This is a genomic window from Leeuwenhoekiella aestuarii (genome assembly GCF_004104055.1).
GTDB lineage: Bacteria > Bacteroidota > Bacteroidia > Flavobacteriales > Flavobacteriaceae > Leeuwenhoekiella > Leeuwenhoekiella aestuarii.
The window spans coordinates 674,128-690,288 of sequence record NZ_QOVJ01000001.1; the positions used below are offsets into that span (position 1 = coordinate 674,128).

Here is a 16,161-nt window from a genome sequence, read left to right on the forward strand (position 1 = left end):
TATCTATACTTATTTATTCCTTGATTCTCTAGCAATCTTGTATGTTTACAGCAATAGAAACCCCAATGATCTACCTTGTTTTACATGAATAAATTAAAAGTAGTTCATATTGTAGAAGCTTTAGGTGGCGGTGTTTACAGTTACTTTATCAATCTGACGCATGTACTGTGTAATGATCCAAACCTTGAGGTTACGGTAATTTATAGCGATCAGCGTAAAGAAGTTAATCTCAAACAAATTGTAAAAGATTTTCATCCTGATACACGATTGATCTGTTTGCCCATGCAACGCGAAATTAGTCTGATAAAAGACTGGAATGCCTTTAAAAACATCAGACAAGCACTTCTTAAAATCAACCCAGATGTGTTGCACTTACATTCTTCTAAAGCGGGAATTCTTGGTAGATTTGCTCATATTTTTTCACCTTCAGTAAAAGCAAAATTATTTTATACACCACACGGATTTTCATTCTTACAAAAAGATATTGATGCTTTAAAAAGATTTACTTTTTATCTCATTGAATTCCTGAGTCAAAAGTTAAGTGGCGGTACGCTCATCGCTTGTGGTGATACCGAATTAACGCACGCTAAAAAAATAGGACCTGCGCTGCTGGTAAGAAATGGGATTAAGAACAATCCTGAACTTAGAAAGAATTTAAAGATAAACACCGAGATTAAAACGATAGGTATTTTAGGGAGAATCACCTATGCCCGCAATCCTGATTTATTCAATCAAATTGCGCTTGCCAATCCCGATATTAAATTTATCTGGATAGGCGATGGCGAGCTTAGAAAACGCTTAACAGCCCCTAATATTGAGATCACAGGATGGTTTAAGAAGCAAACTGAAGGTTTACACAAATTGGAAAAGTTAGATCTGTATTTGCAAACTTCCTTGTGGGAAGGTTTGCCTTTTGCGTTGCTAGAAGCTTCGGCACGTGGGATCCCTATTCTTGCAACAAATATTATTGGGAACAAAGACATTGTAACTTCGGGGAAAACAGGATTTTTATTTGAAAATCTGGAGGAATTTGATGAAGCACTAAAGCTTCTAAAACCATTTGAAATACGAGAAAAAATGGGCAAAGCTTCGGCAAAACGAACAAAACTTTTATTCAACAGCTGTAAAAATTTCAAAAAGCTTATTTCAATTTATCAAGCTTAATATCTAAAGCGTTTTTAGTAAAAATCGAAAGCCAGATTCCACTAAAAACAATACCGTCAAAACGAATTAAAAAATCATCTACAAAATTTGCGCTGGCAAAAAGTATAAAAAAGAATACACATAAAACCTGTCGCGAAGCAATACCTATGTACAAAAACAAGAACACATAAAATAGGGAAACCACAAGCCCCAGAATGCCGAATTTTATCCAAAAATCAAGATACTGATTATGAACAGGAAACTTATATTTTCCTAAAAACTGCTGATTTGTATCCTTAAAATAGGTAACCACATCCTGTTTCCCATCTGCCGCCCCCACTCCTATCACCGGATTTTTAAGCGCAACTTCTAAGCTAGATTTCCAGATACTTAACCTTGTTACTAAACCATTAAAAGCTTCGGCTTCTGGGTTTTCTAATTGGTCTATTTTTCCCACCTTATCGAGATGCGCAAATGTAACATTAGAGAATTTTTGAATACTATAAGGAAAGAGTTTTACAAAACCAATTCCCAGCACTATAAAAACCACTAAACCAACTGCAAGTTTTTTAAAAGTTTTAGCCGAAAAAACAGCTTTATTTCCCAATAAACTGACTAGAATAATACCGAAGAAAACACTTACAATTGCCAATCTGGTGTTGATGTAAAACAACACAATTAGTGAAAGTAGAAAGAACACAAAACGCCAAACTATGTGTGTTTTTCTAATCTGACCTAACGCTTCCTTAAAAAAATAGAAGTTTATCACTACCACAAATGCTACGTGCAAATTGAGTGCCGGCGCGTGCATTTTTATTGATCTAGCAAATTCGTAGCCCATTTCCCAAAGATCAATTCCGTTGAGGTATTTGTTGAATAATTCTGGAGAAATTATTGCAAATCTGATCAGGCAAAAACTTAGAATTGCCGTAGTTGCCAAAGCGTAATAACGTAAAATTAGAATCGTATTCAAACGGTGATTTTGGCTTAAAATAAATAAGGGCAACAGCAAGAGACTCACGCGCTTTTCGGCGTGTTTTATACCTTCAGTAAAGACGTCATTATTCCAAAAAAACAAGAGATCTAACAAAAATGGACTCGCAATCAACAGAATAAAAAAGAGGCGTTTTCTGGTAAATTTCAGTCTCTTAAAAAATACAAGATTGAATATGGTAAAAAGAATCAGCAGTATTGTTGCAGGAACTCTAAAAATTAGAGAAACCGCAAGAATAATAAGCCACGCATTGTAACTAAACCGGTATGTTCTTTCTGAAACTATCATAGTACAATGCAAAATAAAGCAAGGGCAATATGCCTATTTTATGTTTAACTGCAGAACCTAAGTCGGGCTCAAAAATCCCTTGAATGATAAAATAAGCGAAAACAAGATAAAAAGCCCATATTTCATAGGAATAGCTTTTCCGCCTTGCAAGACAATTTCGGTATAAAAACATCAAATACAGCGTAAGTATCAACTGCCAGAAAACAAACAACACGATTTGCGGCTCAAAAAGGTGTTTAAAACCATTTACAGGTATATTTACAGACACAAAACCATAAACGACACCGTAGGTCTCGCCATACCAGGTATCGGTCTTTAACGGGGATGTAATCGCAGAATTTGTAGCTTCTTCTCCCAGACGTTCTTCATTAAGCATTTCCCGAGTACTTTGAGACAAATATTCGCCCTTTATAAGTCCGTATGACAGACTTAAAAAAATTGCGATCAACAATCCCGAAAAAATACCGGTAAGCACTTTTCGTTTAAAATTGATCAAACTCGTCACATAAATAACTCCTGCAATAATGGGAATCAATACATAATACGGGCGATACCAAACACCAAAAACAAACAGGCTCAAAAAAATTAAAATTATGGTTTTTGAAAGGCTGAAATACTGCTGTTTAAGAAGAAAAGGAACGAGCGCAATAAAGATAAATGTGATGAACTCTTTAGAAGGCATTGAAACGAAAAAAGCCAGCATCAGTATCAAAGAATAGGCTAAAACATTACGTACAGTTAGCTTTGCAAAACGCTCAGGGATACCCAATTTGTAAATGATTAACAACAACACCGGAAGCTGTAGCAATGCAACTAATGAAAAAGATAAACTACTCAACCCCGTAATATCATAAAAGAGCATCGTCACCGGGTAACTGCGCCAAAAACCTTTCTCATTATAAAAATCTTCGGCAATAACTATTGCGTCATAAAAAAAGCGTTCGGGTAAATAAAAAGGTGCTAAAATACCAAGTATCAAAACAACTAGCCCTAAAAGCCAATAAACCAATTTTGATCTGGAAATTAAAAGCCTCATTAGTGTAGAAAAAGTTTGATATTATCTTTTTTGTAAACCCAAAGCGCCGCGAGTAAATTCCAAAAAATCACACTTAAAGCTGAAGCGATAGCAGCCCCTTCCATCCCATATTCTGGTATCAATAAAAAATTTAAAAGCGCATTGAGAAACACAGCAAAAATTAAAATATACTGTAACGCTACTTGCTTCTTAGTCATATTGAGATAAACCTGAGTGATACCAAATAAACTGCTTAAAAAATGCCCAAAAATCAAAATTAATAAAGCACTATTGGCTTGCTCATAAGCATTCCCGAAAATGTGTAAAATAGGCTTTGAAAAAAGCATCAAAAAAACTGAAAGTACAGTTGTTAAAATCACAATAACACGCACTCCATTCTTTACCAATGCTTGTAATTTTTGCCTGTCTATCGCATATAAATTTGCAATTTTGACCGCGATAAACGAGCTGATCGTATTGACCACCGTAGAAATTAAAAAGATGATTTTTATAGAAGTCCCGTAATACGCAAGGGTTTCAAAATCTGTGTAGCGTTTCAAGAAAAAAACATCAATACTGATCAATAAATAAAAGCCCAGCGCACTTATTGCAATGGGAATCGTGGCTTTTAAAACGGTTTTAATAGGTATTTGTAAATTCTGAACGTGACGCTGAACACGTTTTTTATATTGAAAAAATACCTCTATCGAAGATATAATTGCCAGCACAAAATAACTGAGTAAAAACACTTCAACCACATACTGCTGCTCCCTAAGCAAAAACAGAATGAGTAAGCCAAGCCCAAATGGGAGTTGTTTAAAAATTCCACGGTATAATTCTGATTTTTGATGCAATGCAAAACCCCTGAAAAATTCTGTATTCAAAAGGGTGATGGCATAAAAAAACAAACACGCCGCTGCTTTAAGAATCAATGTGCCTGAAGTTTCATCATTAAAAATAGATTCATAAACCGAATCAGGAATATTCCAGGCTAAAATTAAAAGGACGATAGAACCTGCCAATAGCAGTAAAACCATTTTAAAATAAACCTTGAATAATGCGCCTAACTGTTCCTTTTTAGAAAACCTTCCGGAAAAAAATAAAATGGATTGATCTGTACCAAGAATGGTAAAACCACCGATTAGGAAAAGTGCAGAACGTGTAAACTCATATGCTCCTACTTCTTCCGCAGGATAAAAATTGGTAAGAAAAACGGTAATCCCAAAAAGAAAAAGAACACCACAAACTCGTAATATCAACACTTCAAAACCACCCCGTAGAACCGAAAGACCTCCTAATTTGCTGAGCTGATTTTTGAATCCATTTCTCATAAAGTCTCATCGAATTATAAAAAGGTTTGGGGTTAGAATCTTTACAATTCGTTTTTGAATCGCTTTTTAAATCGAATCAATAGGTGATAGCAAACAAATAAAAAAACCAGTAAAACCGGAATAATTAAAACTAATACACTTCTCAATGATGTCTTTTCAACCCAAGCCGATATGGAATAAACCTTAAAAACAGCATCCAATTCGGGTATTTTTTGCTCTAAAATTCTATTCTCCAAAAGTAATTCTGCCTTAGAGTTGAGAATTGCACTTGTTGCAGAATTCTCATTGTTTGTTAAAAAATTGAGGGATGTATTCCTTTGTTTTAAAGCTACTGACACATTGATAAGTACACTGTCTATCTGACGAATTGAAAAAGTATTGGCTTCAATTTCCTTTTTAATAGCTGATAATGCTGCTGTTCTTTTTTGCTGTAAAAACGTATTGGACTCAAGATAGGCTGTTATTGCATCCAGGTCCATTAAAGAATCTGAAGCCACCACCACAATGCGATGAAGGTCATAAGCTGGTGCATATAAAGGCTTGTCATAAAATGTAGATTCATCTGAATAATTCTCAGAAATTCTGGGAATTATATCCTGCGGAAAGTCTTCAAGATTCTTTAATACGCTCGTAATATCTTCAACCGGTTCAACTGAAATTTTCTTTAGATTCTCAGTTGAAAAATCAGTGGTTAACTTGTAACCTTTATTTTTTAAGCTTTGATTGATTTGCTCAACTTTTCCGTAGAGATAAGCGGTGCTTTCTACGTTAGGAGCAACAAGAATTTCTGCAGTTTGTAAAGGTTTGATAAGCTTTGATAAGCCATACCCCACAACTACTCCCAAAACGATCAGACCAATAATAATGAGCACATTTCTAACAATAAACCGACCAAAATGATAGGCATAAATCAAGCACTTTTTAAACAGATTACGCATGCCTCTAAAAAGATCAAAAAGATCTATATCTTGGTTTGTGTCTTGGCTCATTTAGTCTTTAAATATCTGTTCTAGAATTTGCTCAGTGATCAAATAAGTGGGTTTTACACCCGTCGTTCCTAATCCGCCTGAAGCCAAAGTGCTACCGGTTTCTAACGGATTATCTGAAGCATAATACGCATAACGCACTTTAACCTCATCGCTGATGCTTCCGCGTAGTTTTGCAGCTGCCTGAATCGCTTTTTGATAATGCGCACCTTCCATCTCCAGACCTATAACATTCCATGTGCTTTCATAAAAGAAGCGTAAAATATCTCTGTTTTGAAGCGAAGTTCCCAGTACAGTTATCATGGCACCATCAAAAACCGAAATTCCATGACCTTCTAAATCTTCTTTTTTCAGTTGATTTTCAAATGGATAATTATCTGCCGTACCTTCAAATAAATGCGCAGAAGGAATCATAATATCGCCTTTCCCGCCTTCTAAAATTCCTGCTTTACCCATTATAGAAACCGACTTTACATCTAGATGTACCGTTTTACGTTTGTCTTCGTATGGTTTCAGCAACTCCTCCATAGTCTCATACGCCTGCTCGCCAAATGCATAATCCATCACGATAATAACCGGCTCTTTTCCTTTAGGATATTCGGTTTTTGAACAAAAATTATTTTGATCTAAATCTAGCTTTGCTGTATCAAAAATTTGCACATCAATGTTGGTCCCACTCTGATCTGGAATGAAGATCATCCCATTTTGTTGAGCGGTTTTTTCTACGCGAGAACGTAATTTACCACTACCGGCATTACTCAAGGTCTCGTAAATCTCCAGATTGTCCTTCTTAGCCATTTCTTTAGCTAATGCAACCGGAGCAAAAAGCGTATTCATCACACTGTGCATATTGGCACTTATGATGTGAATAGGTCTTCTTAAAAGATCTTTGCTTTCTAATTCTTTTTTGATGTTATCAGCCCAAACTTCGCCGTGAATATGATGCCCTAAACGCTCTCTTAAAACCGGTGAAAACGTTACCAAACGCTTTTCATTCTCCACTATTTCTTCAATAGCACGTTTACCTAACCAATACACTAATTTTAAAAAGCGCTTTTCATTACTAGGTGCCGAAAATTTGCTGTAAATCGTAGAAACCTCGTGAAAGGTTCGGCCTAAAATATTTGCGGTATGGGTTAATGCAATCTCGCGGTCTTGCTGAGAAAGTGATTCTTCTGCAAGAACGGCTTTCTCGAGTTTTTGCCAATCGCGGGTGGTATGCCCTTCCTCATTGATCACCACCCTTTTCATAATCTTATGTGACTCTACAAAAAGAAACGTAAGGTGGGTCAAAATATCATAAATCTCAGAGCGTCCTCTGGTTATCTCTATATTCATCTGCTCGTCGTCTATACGATAGCAATTGCGACGACGCTTAGGTGGAACAATAGGCTTAAAATGTGAATTTTTATAGCCTTCATCACTCGTGAGGTTGATGTACCTGCACTCTTCGATCCCTTCCGGAAGGCGGTCTATTACGTATAATAACCCATTCAATTCTACTTTTTCTTCGGCAATGGTGCCGTAGATCTCAGGACGCAGAATTAAAAGTGCTTCCCTTAAGGTTTCACCCGAAACACCCATAGGTTTATAAAAACCTCTGTTGAACAAATGCCGCATCGTAATGTACATACGCTCAATCGCAGCAGAACTTTCTTGAGAACGGGTTCTATCTTGTTGTTTTATTAAACTCATTAAATCAAATATACTTTTTTAAAAATCAAGTTTGTTTAGGGCATCTGCAATACTGCGATCATTAGATAATCTAGGTAGTTTATTTTGACCACCCAATTTTCCTTTTGACTTCATATACGCATTAAAGCCGCCCTGCGGAATTACTTTGATTTCTAATGTTTTTAAAATTTTTCCTGTTATTAAATCTTTATAATAACTGTTTTGTTTCTGAAGCTCTTTGTCAATCGCATTCGCAAATGCTTCTAAATTCTCTGGCTGTGAATCAAATTCTATAAACCACTCGTGATACGGTAAACCAGTTTCTGGGTTAATTTGTGGTGCTACGGTAAATTCACTCACCTGAGCCTTAAATTGACTCGCTGTGCTCGCAAGAGCTTCTTCTACCTCCTTGCCTATCACATGCTCTCCAAAAGCCGAAATAAAGTGCTTTATACGCCCTGTGACTACAACTCTATGTGGTTTTATTGAAGTAAACATCACCGTGTCTCCTACATTGTAAGCCCATAAACCTGCTGTAGTAGAAATGATCATTACATAGTTTACACCAGTTTTGACTTCGCCAATGGTTAAACGCTGCGGATTCTCATTAAAAAATTCGTCTGCTTTTATAAACTCATAGAAAATACCCGAATTTAACAACAGCAACATTCCTTTTTCTCGCTGTGAATCCTGAAAGGCAAAAAACCCTTCACTTGCTGGATACAGTTCAATACTGTCTATTTTGCGACCTATGAGGTTTTCAAACTTTTTACGGTATGGCTCGTAGTTCACGCCGCCGTAAATAAACAGATTAAAATTAGGAAAAATGTCTCCTATTTCTTTTTCAGTTTTTGCCTGAAGTTTTTCAAAATACATTTGTACCCAAGGGGGAATACCGCTGATGACACTCATGTCTTCCGGTAGAGTTTCTGATACAATCGCGTCAACTTTAGACTCCCAATCTTCAATACAATTGGTTTCCCAACTGGGAAGACGGTTTTTCTGAAGATAACTCGGTACATAATGTGCCACAATCCCAGATAATCTTCCAGTTTTGATGCCGTTTTTTACCTGAAGTTTCGGACTTCCCTGTAAGAAAATCATCTTACCGTCAACAAAATTGCTGTTTCCGCTTTCTGCGATATAATGCAAAATTGCATCACGTGCTGCGTTAACGTGCATAGGCATTGATTCACTCGTAATAGGAATATATTTTGCTCCGGAAGTCGTCCCCGAAGTTTTAGCAAAATACTCCGGTAATCCCGGCCATAAAATATCAGGTTTACCGTTAACTACTTCTTCAACATAGTTTTTTAGAGCCTCATAATCCCTTACAGGTACATGCTTTGCAAAATCTGAATAAGACTTTATTTTATCAAATTTATGGTCTTTCCCAAAGCTCGTAATCCTAGCATTTTTAATCAAATATTTAAAAACCTTCAGCTGAGTTTCTTTAGGATTTGCACTCCATTTTCGTGTCTGCTTAGCAATGTATTTGGCAAATATTTTTGCTGAAAAAGATTTAATAGACATTATTCAAATGAAATATAATTAGTAGGATCTATCGGGTACCCATTGTTCCAGAGTTCAAAATGCAAATGTGGCCCTGTAGATAATTTTCCGGTTGAGCCGGCAGTTGCAATTACCTCTCCTGCTTTTACCAAGTCACCCTGATCTTTTGTGAGTGAAGCATTGTGTTTATAAACCGAAATCAAATTATTTCCATGATCTAAAATAATTACATAACCGGTTTCTGCTGTCCATTCAGAAAAAATAACCGTTCCGTCTGCGGCCGCCTTTACTGCTTCATTCTTCGGTACAACTACGTCAACTCCATAATGCTTTTCTTCTGCATCATAACCTTCAGTAATGTTTCCTTTTACTGGTGGAAATAATGAAAAGCTAACCGTTGAAGAGGCTGGTTCAAAAAGATTATAACGGTCTTCATTAGCAACCTGCTCTCGTAATAAACTATCTTCTTTAGAAATCTGCATAATGAGACCACCAGTATCTCTGGGTTCAATAAGTAAAATAGAATCTTTATTAAAATCAACCTCGTCTACATCACCGGTAAGAACCTTTTTTATACTCGCATAATATTGCTCGTTAATATCTAACTGGCGCTTTAAAGAATCGGTTTCAAACATCAATTCTGTCGCCTGGCGCTTAAGTCTTACAGAAGAATAACCCGGTATATATTCGCGAAGTGGCGTATATGCAATCAAAATGGTGGTTAATGCAATAAGAATTATAATCGAAAAACCAACAACTATAAAAACATTGAGGCGTGTAAGTTTAAATGAAACACGTTCTTCAAACGTATCTTCATTAAGAATAAGCAACCTGTATTTATGTAAGAGGCGCTTTTTAAACTTCTTTCTTTCTTTAGGTTTTGCCATAAAAATCAATAGTTAAGCAAATATAAAATTTAAAAGGCGTAACCCGACTGCTAAAGTTTTCAAAGGAAATGTCTATTCTTATGATTTCTTGTTATATTTACCATCTAAATTATCATGATATGAATGCATTAGCAATATTTTTAGGAATGATAGGGCCTTGGCAGATAGGACTTATCGTGGTTGTAATACTTTTACTTTTTGGAGGAAAGAAAATACCTGAGATGATGAGGGGATTAGGAAGCGGGATTAAAGAGTTTAAAGATGCTTCTAAAGATGACGATGCTCCACATAAATCTGACGAAACAATCGAAGAGAAAAAGTCTTAACCCTTACCAAGGTAAGAGTTTAAAAAAAGTCCTTTAAGTTTTACTTAAAGGACTTTTTTTATTGTTTTCTATTTTAGGTTAGTCTACAAATTTTACTGAGCGTAAAATAGATTCTAATTCAAAAATATTATCTCTTTTATTTGCTGAAGGTTTAAACACAAAACCTTCTAAAACTAAATACCTGTCGTTCTCTTTATCATCAACAGTAAAGTTTACAAAAGGTCCTGCCATAAAGCGACCTTTTACTTCCCACATACCTTTCATTTGGTAAGCCGGTTTTCCGTCTATTGTGGTTTCGCTTAGATAAGGTGCAAAAGCTTCTTCTGTAATAAAACGCATTCCTTCACTCACCGTAATGTTATCACCACCTATAGAATCACGCATTTTAATTAGTGATCCTATTGTATTAGAGTCTTTGTCGATTAAGTTATAAGGCACTTCGTAGACCGTTATATTCATATCTCCATTAGGAATATCTTTTCTAATCCAGTAGAAATTTGAATCTTCTTTTGCATAACGATACGCTGACGGAAACTTCATAGTAATCCCAAAAGCTTCAGTTAGAGGTTTATCATCTTTTAGCGATAAACTTATACGTCTGATTTTTTCTGTGAACTCTGCATCTTTATAGGTATCTACAATCTTCGCACTATCTTTTTTGATAAGATTTATAATGTCTTCTTCGGTAGGTCCTTTAATAATAATTCCCGTTTGAGGACGTGCATATTCATCGTAAACAATTTCTAATGATGCAGTATCTGCCTGCTCTACTTTTAAAAATGTACGTTGTTTCCTCATAAAACCAGAAAATGCCTCATTAGGCATCTGATTTATCTCAAACATAGGTTCTACCTGAGGCAACCCATTTACAGGACCTGCTAGTTTTTCTCTGATATTCTCACCTACCTGCCCAGACCATAAATCATTAGGCATTACAACTGTAAGATTATTTAATCCACCAGAAGAAGCCGATAAAATCTTGCCTTGAGGTTTGTCATTACAAGCTACGAGAGCAAAAAGAAAGAAGGCTAAAAGTAATTTTTGCATAATAAAAATCTATTGTAGTTAGTTAGCTATAACCAAGGTCATCCCCGGTTTTAGTTTAGTACCACTAATATCGTTCCAAACTTTAAGATTTTCTGCACTTACACCTGGAAATTTACGGGCGATCTTCCATAAGCTATCACCACGCTGTACTACATATTTCTTTTCTCCACTACTTGTTACAGATTTTGAACTCGCTTTAGAAGAGCTTGTAGCAACCGGTTGATTTGGGTATAAGCTTAATCGCTGCCCTATTCTTAAATTATTAGATCTAAGATTATTCCATCGTTTTATCTGGGAAACACCTACACCATAACGAGAAGCTATTTTTCCTAAATAATCACCGCTACGTACACGATAGGTAACGCTTGATGGAACTTCTAAATACTGCGGAAGTGTTTTCTCATCACGCTCAAGTTCTTTTTTTGCGGTATTGTAAATGTTTTCTTCATTAGCTACAAAAGGTCCAATTGCAGTAATAGGCAAACGTAAATAATACTTCTTATCTTCAAGATAAGGAATCACATCTAACTTATAAGCCGGGTTTAAAAACTGAATTTCATCTAACGAAACTCCGGTATACGCTGAAACTTGCTGCAAAGTAATAGTTTCCTTTACTCGGATGGTATCGGTCTCAAAATAATTTACATCAGGTTGAGCCGGGTGATATCCGTGCTCATCTGCATATTCAAATATGTACATCGTGGCTAAAAATGCCGGAATATAACCTGCTGTTTCACGTGGTAAATGATGTCTAATATTCCAATAATTGGTGCGTCCACCACTACGACGTATCGCTTTACTTACATTACCAGGGCCTGAATTGTAAGAGGCTAATGCTAAATCCCAATCATCAAAAATCTCATAAAGCTTAGATAAATATTGTGCTGCAGCTTCAGTAGAAAGAATAGGGTCCATACGCTCATCAACATAAGAGCTAACATCTAAACCGTATAATTTACCTGTATTGAACATAAATTGCCACATACCTGTAGCTCCAACTCGAGATTTTGCACGAGGTCTTAAAGCAGATTCTACAATAGCCAAATATTTTAATTCTAGTGGCATATTGTGCTTATCAAGCGTTTCTTCAAAACCCGGGAAATAGAATTGAGATAATCCCATCAAGCGCTCTAATGTGGGTTTATGGCGCTTTAAATAGCCTTTAATGACGTTTTCAAGAGAAGGATTGTACTCTACATTAAAGGGAGTACGTGCATCAAGCTCTGCTAAGCGTTCTTTAAGCACTTTAGTAGTAAGTTCTGGATAATCTACATCCTCATACTCCGTATCATCTACGAGAGCGGTGATAGAATCGTATAAGCTACCGTTTGTAAGCTCTTCCATCCAGAGTCTATCAATCTTTGCGGCGTATTTTCGATCATTCAGGTTTTGAAGGGTACTATCCCACTCCACTTCTTTATATAAAAAAGGCTGCTTTTTCCGGGCAGTATTGCTTCTCGCAATTTCCTGTTCCCTCAAAAGCAGCTTCTCTTTTAATTCTATAGTATCAACAACAGGAAGTGTTCTAGACACTTCATATGTTTCAAGATTTGACGATTTTTTCTGAGCATTTAAGCCCACTGCGGTCATGAACATAAGTGCACAACCTAGACGATAACGTTTTTTCATACCTCTTTACAACGATAAAAACGCTAAAGTCGTATTTTTTAATCGAATTCTAAAATGCCAAAATTATTCTGTATGGTTATGCTAATTAATCGCGTATAGCAGCAATACCCGGAAGCTCTTTACCTTCAAGCATTTCTAGCATTGCACCACCTCCTGTAGACACATAACTTACTTTATCTTCAAATCCAAATTGTTTTACAGCAGCAACACTATCACCTCCACCTACAAGAGAAAACGTTCCGTTTTTAGTAGCATCTGCAATTGCATTTCCTAAAGCGATTGTTCCTTTTGCAAACGGTTCCATCTCAAAAACACCCAAAGGACCATTCCAAAGAATTGTTTTGCTGTTTGCTACGACCTGAGCAAAATTCTCTAAAGACTTTGGTCCAGCATCAAGACCTTGCCATCCGTCAGGAATGTTATTTATAGGTTCTACTTTTGTATTTGCAAATTCAGAAAAACTGTCTGCAGCAAGAACATCAACAGGCAAATGAACATTTACATTCTTCTCCTTTGCTTTTTTAAGTATTTCAAGAGCCAATTCTTGTTTATCATCTTCACAGATAGAACTTCCTATCTTTCCGCCTTGCGCTTTGATAAAAGTATAAGCCATACCTCCACCTAAAATCAGGTCATCAACTTTATCCAGTACATTTTCAATAACTGTGATTTTAGAAGAAACTTTAGCTCCACCTAAAATAGCCAAAACCGGCTTTTCATTATCGTTAAGCACCTTATCTATACTCTCAATTTCTTTAGCTAAAAGATAGCCGAAACATTTATTTTCTGGAAAAAACTGAGCGATTATGGTTGTAGAAGCGTGTGCACGGTGGGCTGTACCAAAGGCGTCATTTACATAGATATCTCCCAATTTTGAAAGCTGTTCAGCAAAACCTTTATCTCCTTTTGTCTCTTCCTCGTGGTAACGCAAGTTTTCTAAAAGAAGAATTTCTCCCGGTTCTAATTCAGCTGCTGCCTTTTCTGCTGTTGCACCTACACAGTTCTCAGCAAATTTAACCTGAACACCTATGATCTCAGAAACCTTAGCAGCGATATGCTTTAAAGAGAATTCTGGTTCGTTATTCTTTGGTCTACCTAAGTGAGACATTAAAATAGCAGAACCACCATCTTCTAAAACTTTTAAAATTGTAGGTTTTGCAGCTTCAATACGGGTAGCGTCTGTTACTTGATGATTTTCATCTAAAGGAACATTAAAGTCTACACGTATTAGTGCTTTTTTATTTTCAAAATTAAAATCTTCGATGGTTTTCATGAATTCGTTTTTTGTGATTTCAGTAATTAATTAGTTGTTTCTCTTTATGAGAAAACACGGCATTAAAGCACGTGATGTAACTAACAAATATAACAGATAGGTTCAAAAAATACGTTACATTTCTGTTATATTTGAGCCCATGTTATTTCAATCTATACTCGGTCAGAATTTTATAAAAAAACACCTCACTACCAGTGTTGACCGCAAACGCGTTGCTCATGCCCAATTATTTATAGGTACAAGCGGTAGCGGCGTCTTGCCCTGCGCAATCGCTTATGCTCAATATTTAATTTGTAGCAATACCCAAGGTGAGAATACCGGTGGATCTACTTCGTGCAATTTAAAGTTTGACCATCTGGCACATCCTGATTTGCATTTTGCCTATCCTGTGGCAACCACAGATAGCATAAAATCGCATCCTGTCTCTGATAATTTTGCAAAAGAATGGCGCAGTTTTATAGAGCAAAATCCGTACGGAAGCCTGTATGACTGGCATCAGCATATAGGTATTGAGAAAAAACAAGGTAAAATTGGTGTAGATGAAGCTCACGATATCGTAAAAAAACTTTCTTTGAAATCTTATGAAGGCGGTTTTAAGTTAATGATCATCTGGATGGCTGATAAGATGAATAGCGCTGCATCTAATAAATTGCTCAAGCTTATTGAAGAGCCGCCACAAAAAACCGTTTTTATACTCATTGCTGAAAATGAAGACCTCATATTAGACACGATAAAATCTCGCTGTCAAGTGCTACGATTTCCTCCTTTAGCTGCTGAAGCTTTAGAAACAGCACTTATAAATGAGCATAATTGTAATGCTGCTGAAGCTAAAAAATTGGCTATAAAAGCTCACGGGGATTACAACCTAGCAATGCATTTGCTAGATCACAGTAGTGATGAAGAAGAGTTTGAAAACTGGTTTGTAAGTTGGGTACGTACGGCATTTAAAGCTCGTGGAAACAAGAAATCTATAATTGATCTTATCTCTTGGAGTGAAAGCATTGCCTCAAAAGGAAGAGAAACACAAAAAAATTTTTTAGGCTACTGTGAAGATTTTTTTAGGCAAGCCATGTTGTTGAATTATGGTGCTGAAGATCTCGTTTATTTGCAACCGGTAACCCAGTTTGAACTTGCTAAATTTGCTCCATTTATTCACGGAAATAATATAGAATCTCTTATTGAAGAACTGCAAACTGCTGCCTATCACATAGAACGCAACGGGAATGCTAAAATCATTCTTACCGATCTCTCGATAAAGCTTACCCGTTTATTGCATACTAAAGCATAAAAAAAGCAGCCAAATGGCTGCTTTTTTTATCTACTCTAAAACAAATTACTCTGCAGCTGTTGTATCTGTTGAAGTTTCTGTTTTAATAGGTTCAGTCGATCCTGAAGAATATTTTTTATTTAAAGCTTCTAAAACTTTGTCTGTGATATCTAATTCAGATTTGCCATAAAGCACATTACCACTTTCATTTTTACCGTAAATAAAATCATAACCGTTTTCTTCACCGTACTTATCAATAAACTTTCTCACTTTAGAGATTACTGAATCTACAGCTGCCTGACTTTCTTGCTGAATCTGCCCACCACGATTTTGCTGCATTTGTTGAATTTCTTGTTGAAGTGCTCCAAGTTCCTGCTCTTTAGCTTGGCGTTCTGCCATACTCATAGATTGTGCATTTTTCTGATATAAATCTACTTTGATTTGAAATGCCTGAATTTTAGGTTGTAATTCAGCACGCACATCATCAGTAAGTTTTGTGTACTTATCTTGAACTTCTGTCATCTCTGTATAATCCTCAAATAATTTTTGAGTATCAACAAAAGCTGATTTTGATTTTGAACAACCGATGAGGGTCAATGTAATTAATAAAATGCTAAATGTAGTTTTCATAAGGTTTTTAAAATTTGGCGTAAAAGTAATTAGTTGATTCAAATAAGAGCGGAATTCTTCAGAAATAATAAATATTTATAAAATCTATTTTCATTTAATTGTAAATAACAATTTTCTATTAAAAATGAATTCAATAGAGCTTATTCAAGAGCGTTTTAA

14 protein-coding genes are annotated in these 16,161 nt (G+C 36.0%); 3 read left to right on the forward strand and 11 right to left on the reverse strand.

Annotation, left to right across the window (positions count from 1 at the left end; translation table 11 throughout):
* The first annotated feature begins 84 nt into the window (after positions 1-84).
* A complete protein-coding gene (locus DSM03_RS03055) occupies positions 85-1,164 on the forward strand; it encodes a glycosyltransferase (RefSeq protein WP_128759518.1) in 1,080 nt (359 codons plus the stop codon).
* On the opposite strand, the gene DSM03_RS03060 is transcribed toward DSM03_RS03055, so the two are convergent.
* Genes DSM03_RS03060 through DSM03_RS03090 form a run of 7 tightly spaced genes read right to left on the reverse strand, consistent with a single transcriptional unit; the run spans position 1,142 to position 9,830 of the window.
* The gene (locus tag DSM03_RS03060; protein WP_128759519.1) at positions 1,142-2,425 is read right to left on the reverse strand and encodes an O-antigen ligase family protein; all 1,284 of its coding nucleotides are present in this window, start codon (positions 2,423-2,425) and stop codon (positions 1,142-1,144) included. The two genes, DSM03_RS03055 and DSM03_RS03060, sit on opposite strands and share 23 nt — an antisense overlap.
* Positions 2,394-3,461, reverse strand: coding sequence for a hypothetical protein (locus DSM03_RS03065; protein WP_128759520.1), 1,068 nt, complete (start codon positions 3,459-3,461; stop codon positions 2,394-2,396). The genes DSM03_RS03060 and DSM03_RS03065 overlap by 32 nt, the downstream gene beginning before the upstream one ends.
* Complete coding sequence (locus DSM03_RS03070) at positions 3,461-4,771, reverse strand: MATE family efflux transporter (protein ID WP_128759521.1); 1,311 nt, start codon at positions 4,769-4,771, stop codon at positions 3,461-3,463. Before DSM03_RS03070 ends, DSM03_RS03065 begins: the two co-directional genes overlap by 1 nt.
* Positions 4,772-4,812: 41 nt before the next feature.
* Positions 4,813-5,760 carry a hypothetical protein gene (locus DSM03_RS03075; RefSeq protein ID WP_128759522.1) on the reverse strand — a complete coding sequence of 316 codons (948 nt, stop codon included), beginning with the start codon at positions 5,758-5,760 and terminating at the stop codon, positions 4,813-4,815.
* Positions 5,761-7,452, reverse strand: a complete 1,692-nt coding sequence (locus DSM03_RS03080) for a DUF6909 family protein (RefSeq protein WP_128759523.1) — start codon at positions 7,450-7,452, stop codon at positions 5,761-5,763.
* 18 nt (positions 7,453-7,470) lie between these two features.
* On the reverse strand, positions 7,471-8,964 hold the full coding sequence (locus tag DSM03_RS03085; RefSeq protein ID WP_128759524.1) for a GH3 auxin-responsive promoter family protein: 1,494 nt from the start codon (positions 8,962-8,964) through the stop codon (positions 7,471-7,473).
* Positions 8,964-9,830 (reverse strand): M23 family metallopeptidase, encoded by an 867-nt coding sequence (locus DSM03_RS03090; RefSeq protein ID WP_128759525.1) that lies wholly within the window; start codon positions 9,828-9,830, stop codon positions 8,964-8,966. Before DSM03_RS03090 ends, DSM03_RS03085 begins: the two co-directional genes overlap by 1 nt.
* 119 nt (positions 9,831-9,949) lie before the next feature.
* Here DSM03_RS03090 and DSM03_RS03095 point away from each other — a divergent pair, with 119 nt between their 5' ends.
* The gene (locus tag DSM03_RS03095; RefSeq protein WP_128759526.1) at positions 9,950-10,156 is read left to right on the forward strand and encodes a Sec-independent protein translocase subunit TatA/TatB; all 207 of its coding nucleotides are present in this window, start codon (positions 9,950-9,952) and stop codon (positions 10,154-10,156) included.
* Between the two features lie 78 nt (positions 10,157-10,234).
* Here DSM03_RS03095 and DSM03_RS03100 read toward each other — a convergent pair whose 3' ends face one another.
* The 3 genes from DSM03_RS03100 to DSM03_RS03110 form a co-directional block, all read right to left on the reverse strand.
* Positions 10,235-11,203 (reverse strand): DUF4837 family protein, encoded by a 969-nt coding sequence (locus DSM03_RS03100; RefSeq protein ID WP_128759527.1) that lies wholly within the window; start codon positions 11,201-11,203, stop codon positions 10,235-10,237.
* Between the two features lie 18 nt (positions 11,204-11,221).
* Entirely contained in the window at positions 11,222-12,832 is a 1,611-nt protein-coding gene (locus DSM03_RS03105; protein WP_128759528.1) for a lytic transglycosylase domain-containing protein, read from the reverse strand.
* Positions 12,833-12,917: 85 nt separating this feature from the next.
* Positions 12,918-14,105, reverse strand: coding sequence for a phosphoglycerate kinase (locus DSM03_RS03110; RefSeq protein WP_128759529.1), 1,188 nt, complete (start codon positions 14,103-14,105; stop codon positions 12,918-12,920).
* Positions 14,106-14,244: 139 nt separating this feature from the next.
* Between DSM03_RS03110 and DSM03_RS03115 the strand changes: the two genes are divergently transcribed.
* On the forward strand, positions 14,245-15,393 hold the full coding sequence (locus tag DSM03_RS03115) for a DNA polymerase III subunit (RefSeq protein WP_128759530.1): 1,149 nt from the start codon (positions 14,245-14,247) through the stop codon (positions 15,391-15,393).
* Positions 15,394-15,438: 45 nt separating this feature from the next.
* On the opposite strand, the gene DSM03_RS03120 is transcribed toward DSM03_RS03115, so the two are convergent.
* Complete coding sequence (locus DSM03_RS03120) at positions 15,439-16,002, reverse strand: OmpH/Skp family outer membrane protein (protein WP_128759531.1); 564 nt, start codon at positions 16,000-16,002, stop codon at positions 15,439-15,441.
* Between the last annotated feature and the right edge of the window lie 159 nt (positions 16,003-16,161).

Bases quoted from the DNA above. Each gene is read 5' to 3' on its own strand.
- DSM03_RS03090 (WP_128759525.1), bottom strand. From the start codon at position 9,830: ATGGCAAAACCTAAAGAAAGAAAGAAGTTTAAAAAGCGCCTCTTACAT.
- DSM03_RS03110 (WP_128759529.1), bottom strand. From the start codon at position 14,105: ATGAAAACCATCGAAGATTTTAATTTTGAAAATAAAAAAGCACTAATA.
- DSM03_RS03080 (WP_128759523.1), bottom strand. From the start codon at position 7,452: ATGAGTTTAATAAAACAACAAGATAGAACCCGTTCTCAAGAAAGTTCT.
- DSM03_RS03105 (WP_128759528.1), bottom strand. From the start codon at position 12,832: ATGAAAAAACGTTATCGTCTAGGTTGTGCACTTATGTTCATGACCGCA.
- DSM03_RS03085 (WP_128759524.1), bottom strand. From the start codon at position 8,964: ATGTCTATTAAATCTTTTTCAGCAAAAATATTTGCCAAATACATTGCT.
- DSM03_RS03070 (WP_128759521.1), bottom strand. From the start codon at position 4,771: ATGAGAAATGGATTCAAAAATCAGCTCAGCAAATTAGGAGGTCTTTCG.
- DSM03_RS03115 (WP_128759530.1), top strand. From the start codon at position 14,245: ATGTTATTTCAATCTATACTCGGTCAGAATTTTATAAAAAAACACCTC.
- DSM03_RS03075 (WP_128759522.1), bottom strand. From the start codon at position 5,760: ATGAGCCAAGACACAAACCAAGATATAGATCTTTTTGATCTTTTTAGA.
- DSM03_RS03065 (WP_128759520.1), bottom strand. From the start codon at position 3,461: ATGAGGCTTTTAATTTCCAGATCAAAATTGGTTTATTGGCTTTTAGGG.
- DSM03_RS03060 (WP_128759519.1), bottom strand. From the start codon at position 2,425: ATGATAGTTTCAGAAAGAACATACCGGTTTAGTTACAATGCGTGGCTT.
- DSM03_RS03120 (WP_128759531.1), bottom strand. From the start codon at position 16,002: ATGAAAACTACATTTAGCATTTTATTAATTACATTGACCCTCATCGGT.
- DSM03_RS03055 (WP_128759518.1), top strand. From the start codon at position 85: ATGAATAAATTAAAAGTAGTTCATATTGTAGAAGCTTTAGGTGGCGGT.
- DSM03_RS03100 (WP_128759527.1), bottom strand. From the start codon at position 11,203: ATGCAAAAATTACTTTTAGCCTTCTTTCTTTTTGCTCTCGTAGCTTGT.
- DSM03_RS03095 (WP_128759526.1), top strand. From the start codon at position 9,950: ATGAATGCATTAGCAATATTTTTAGGAATGATAGGGCCTTGGCAGATA.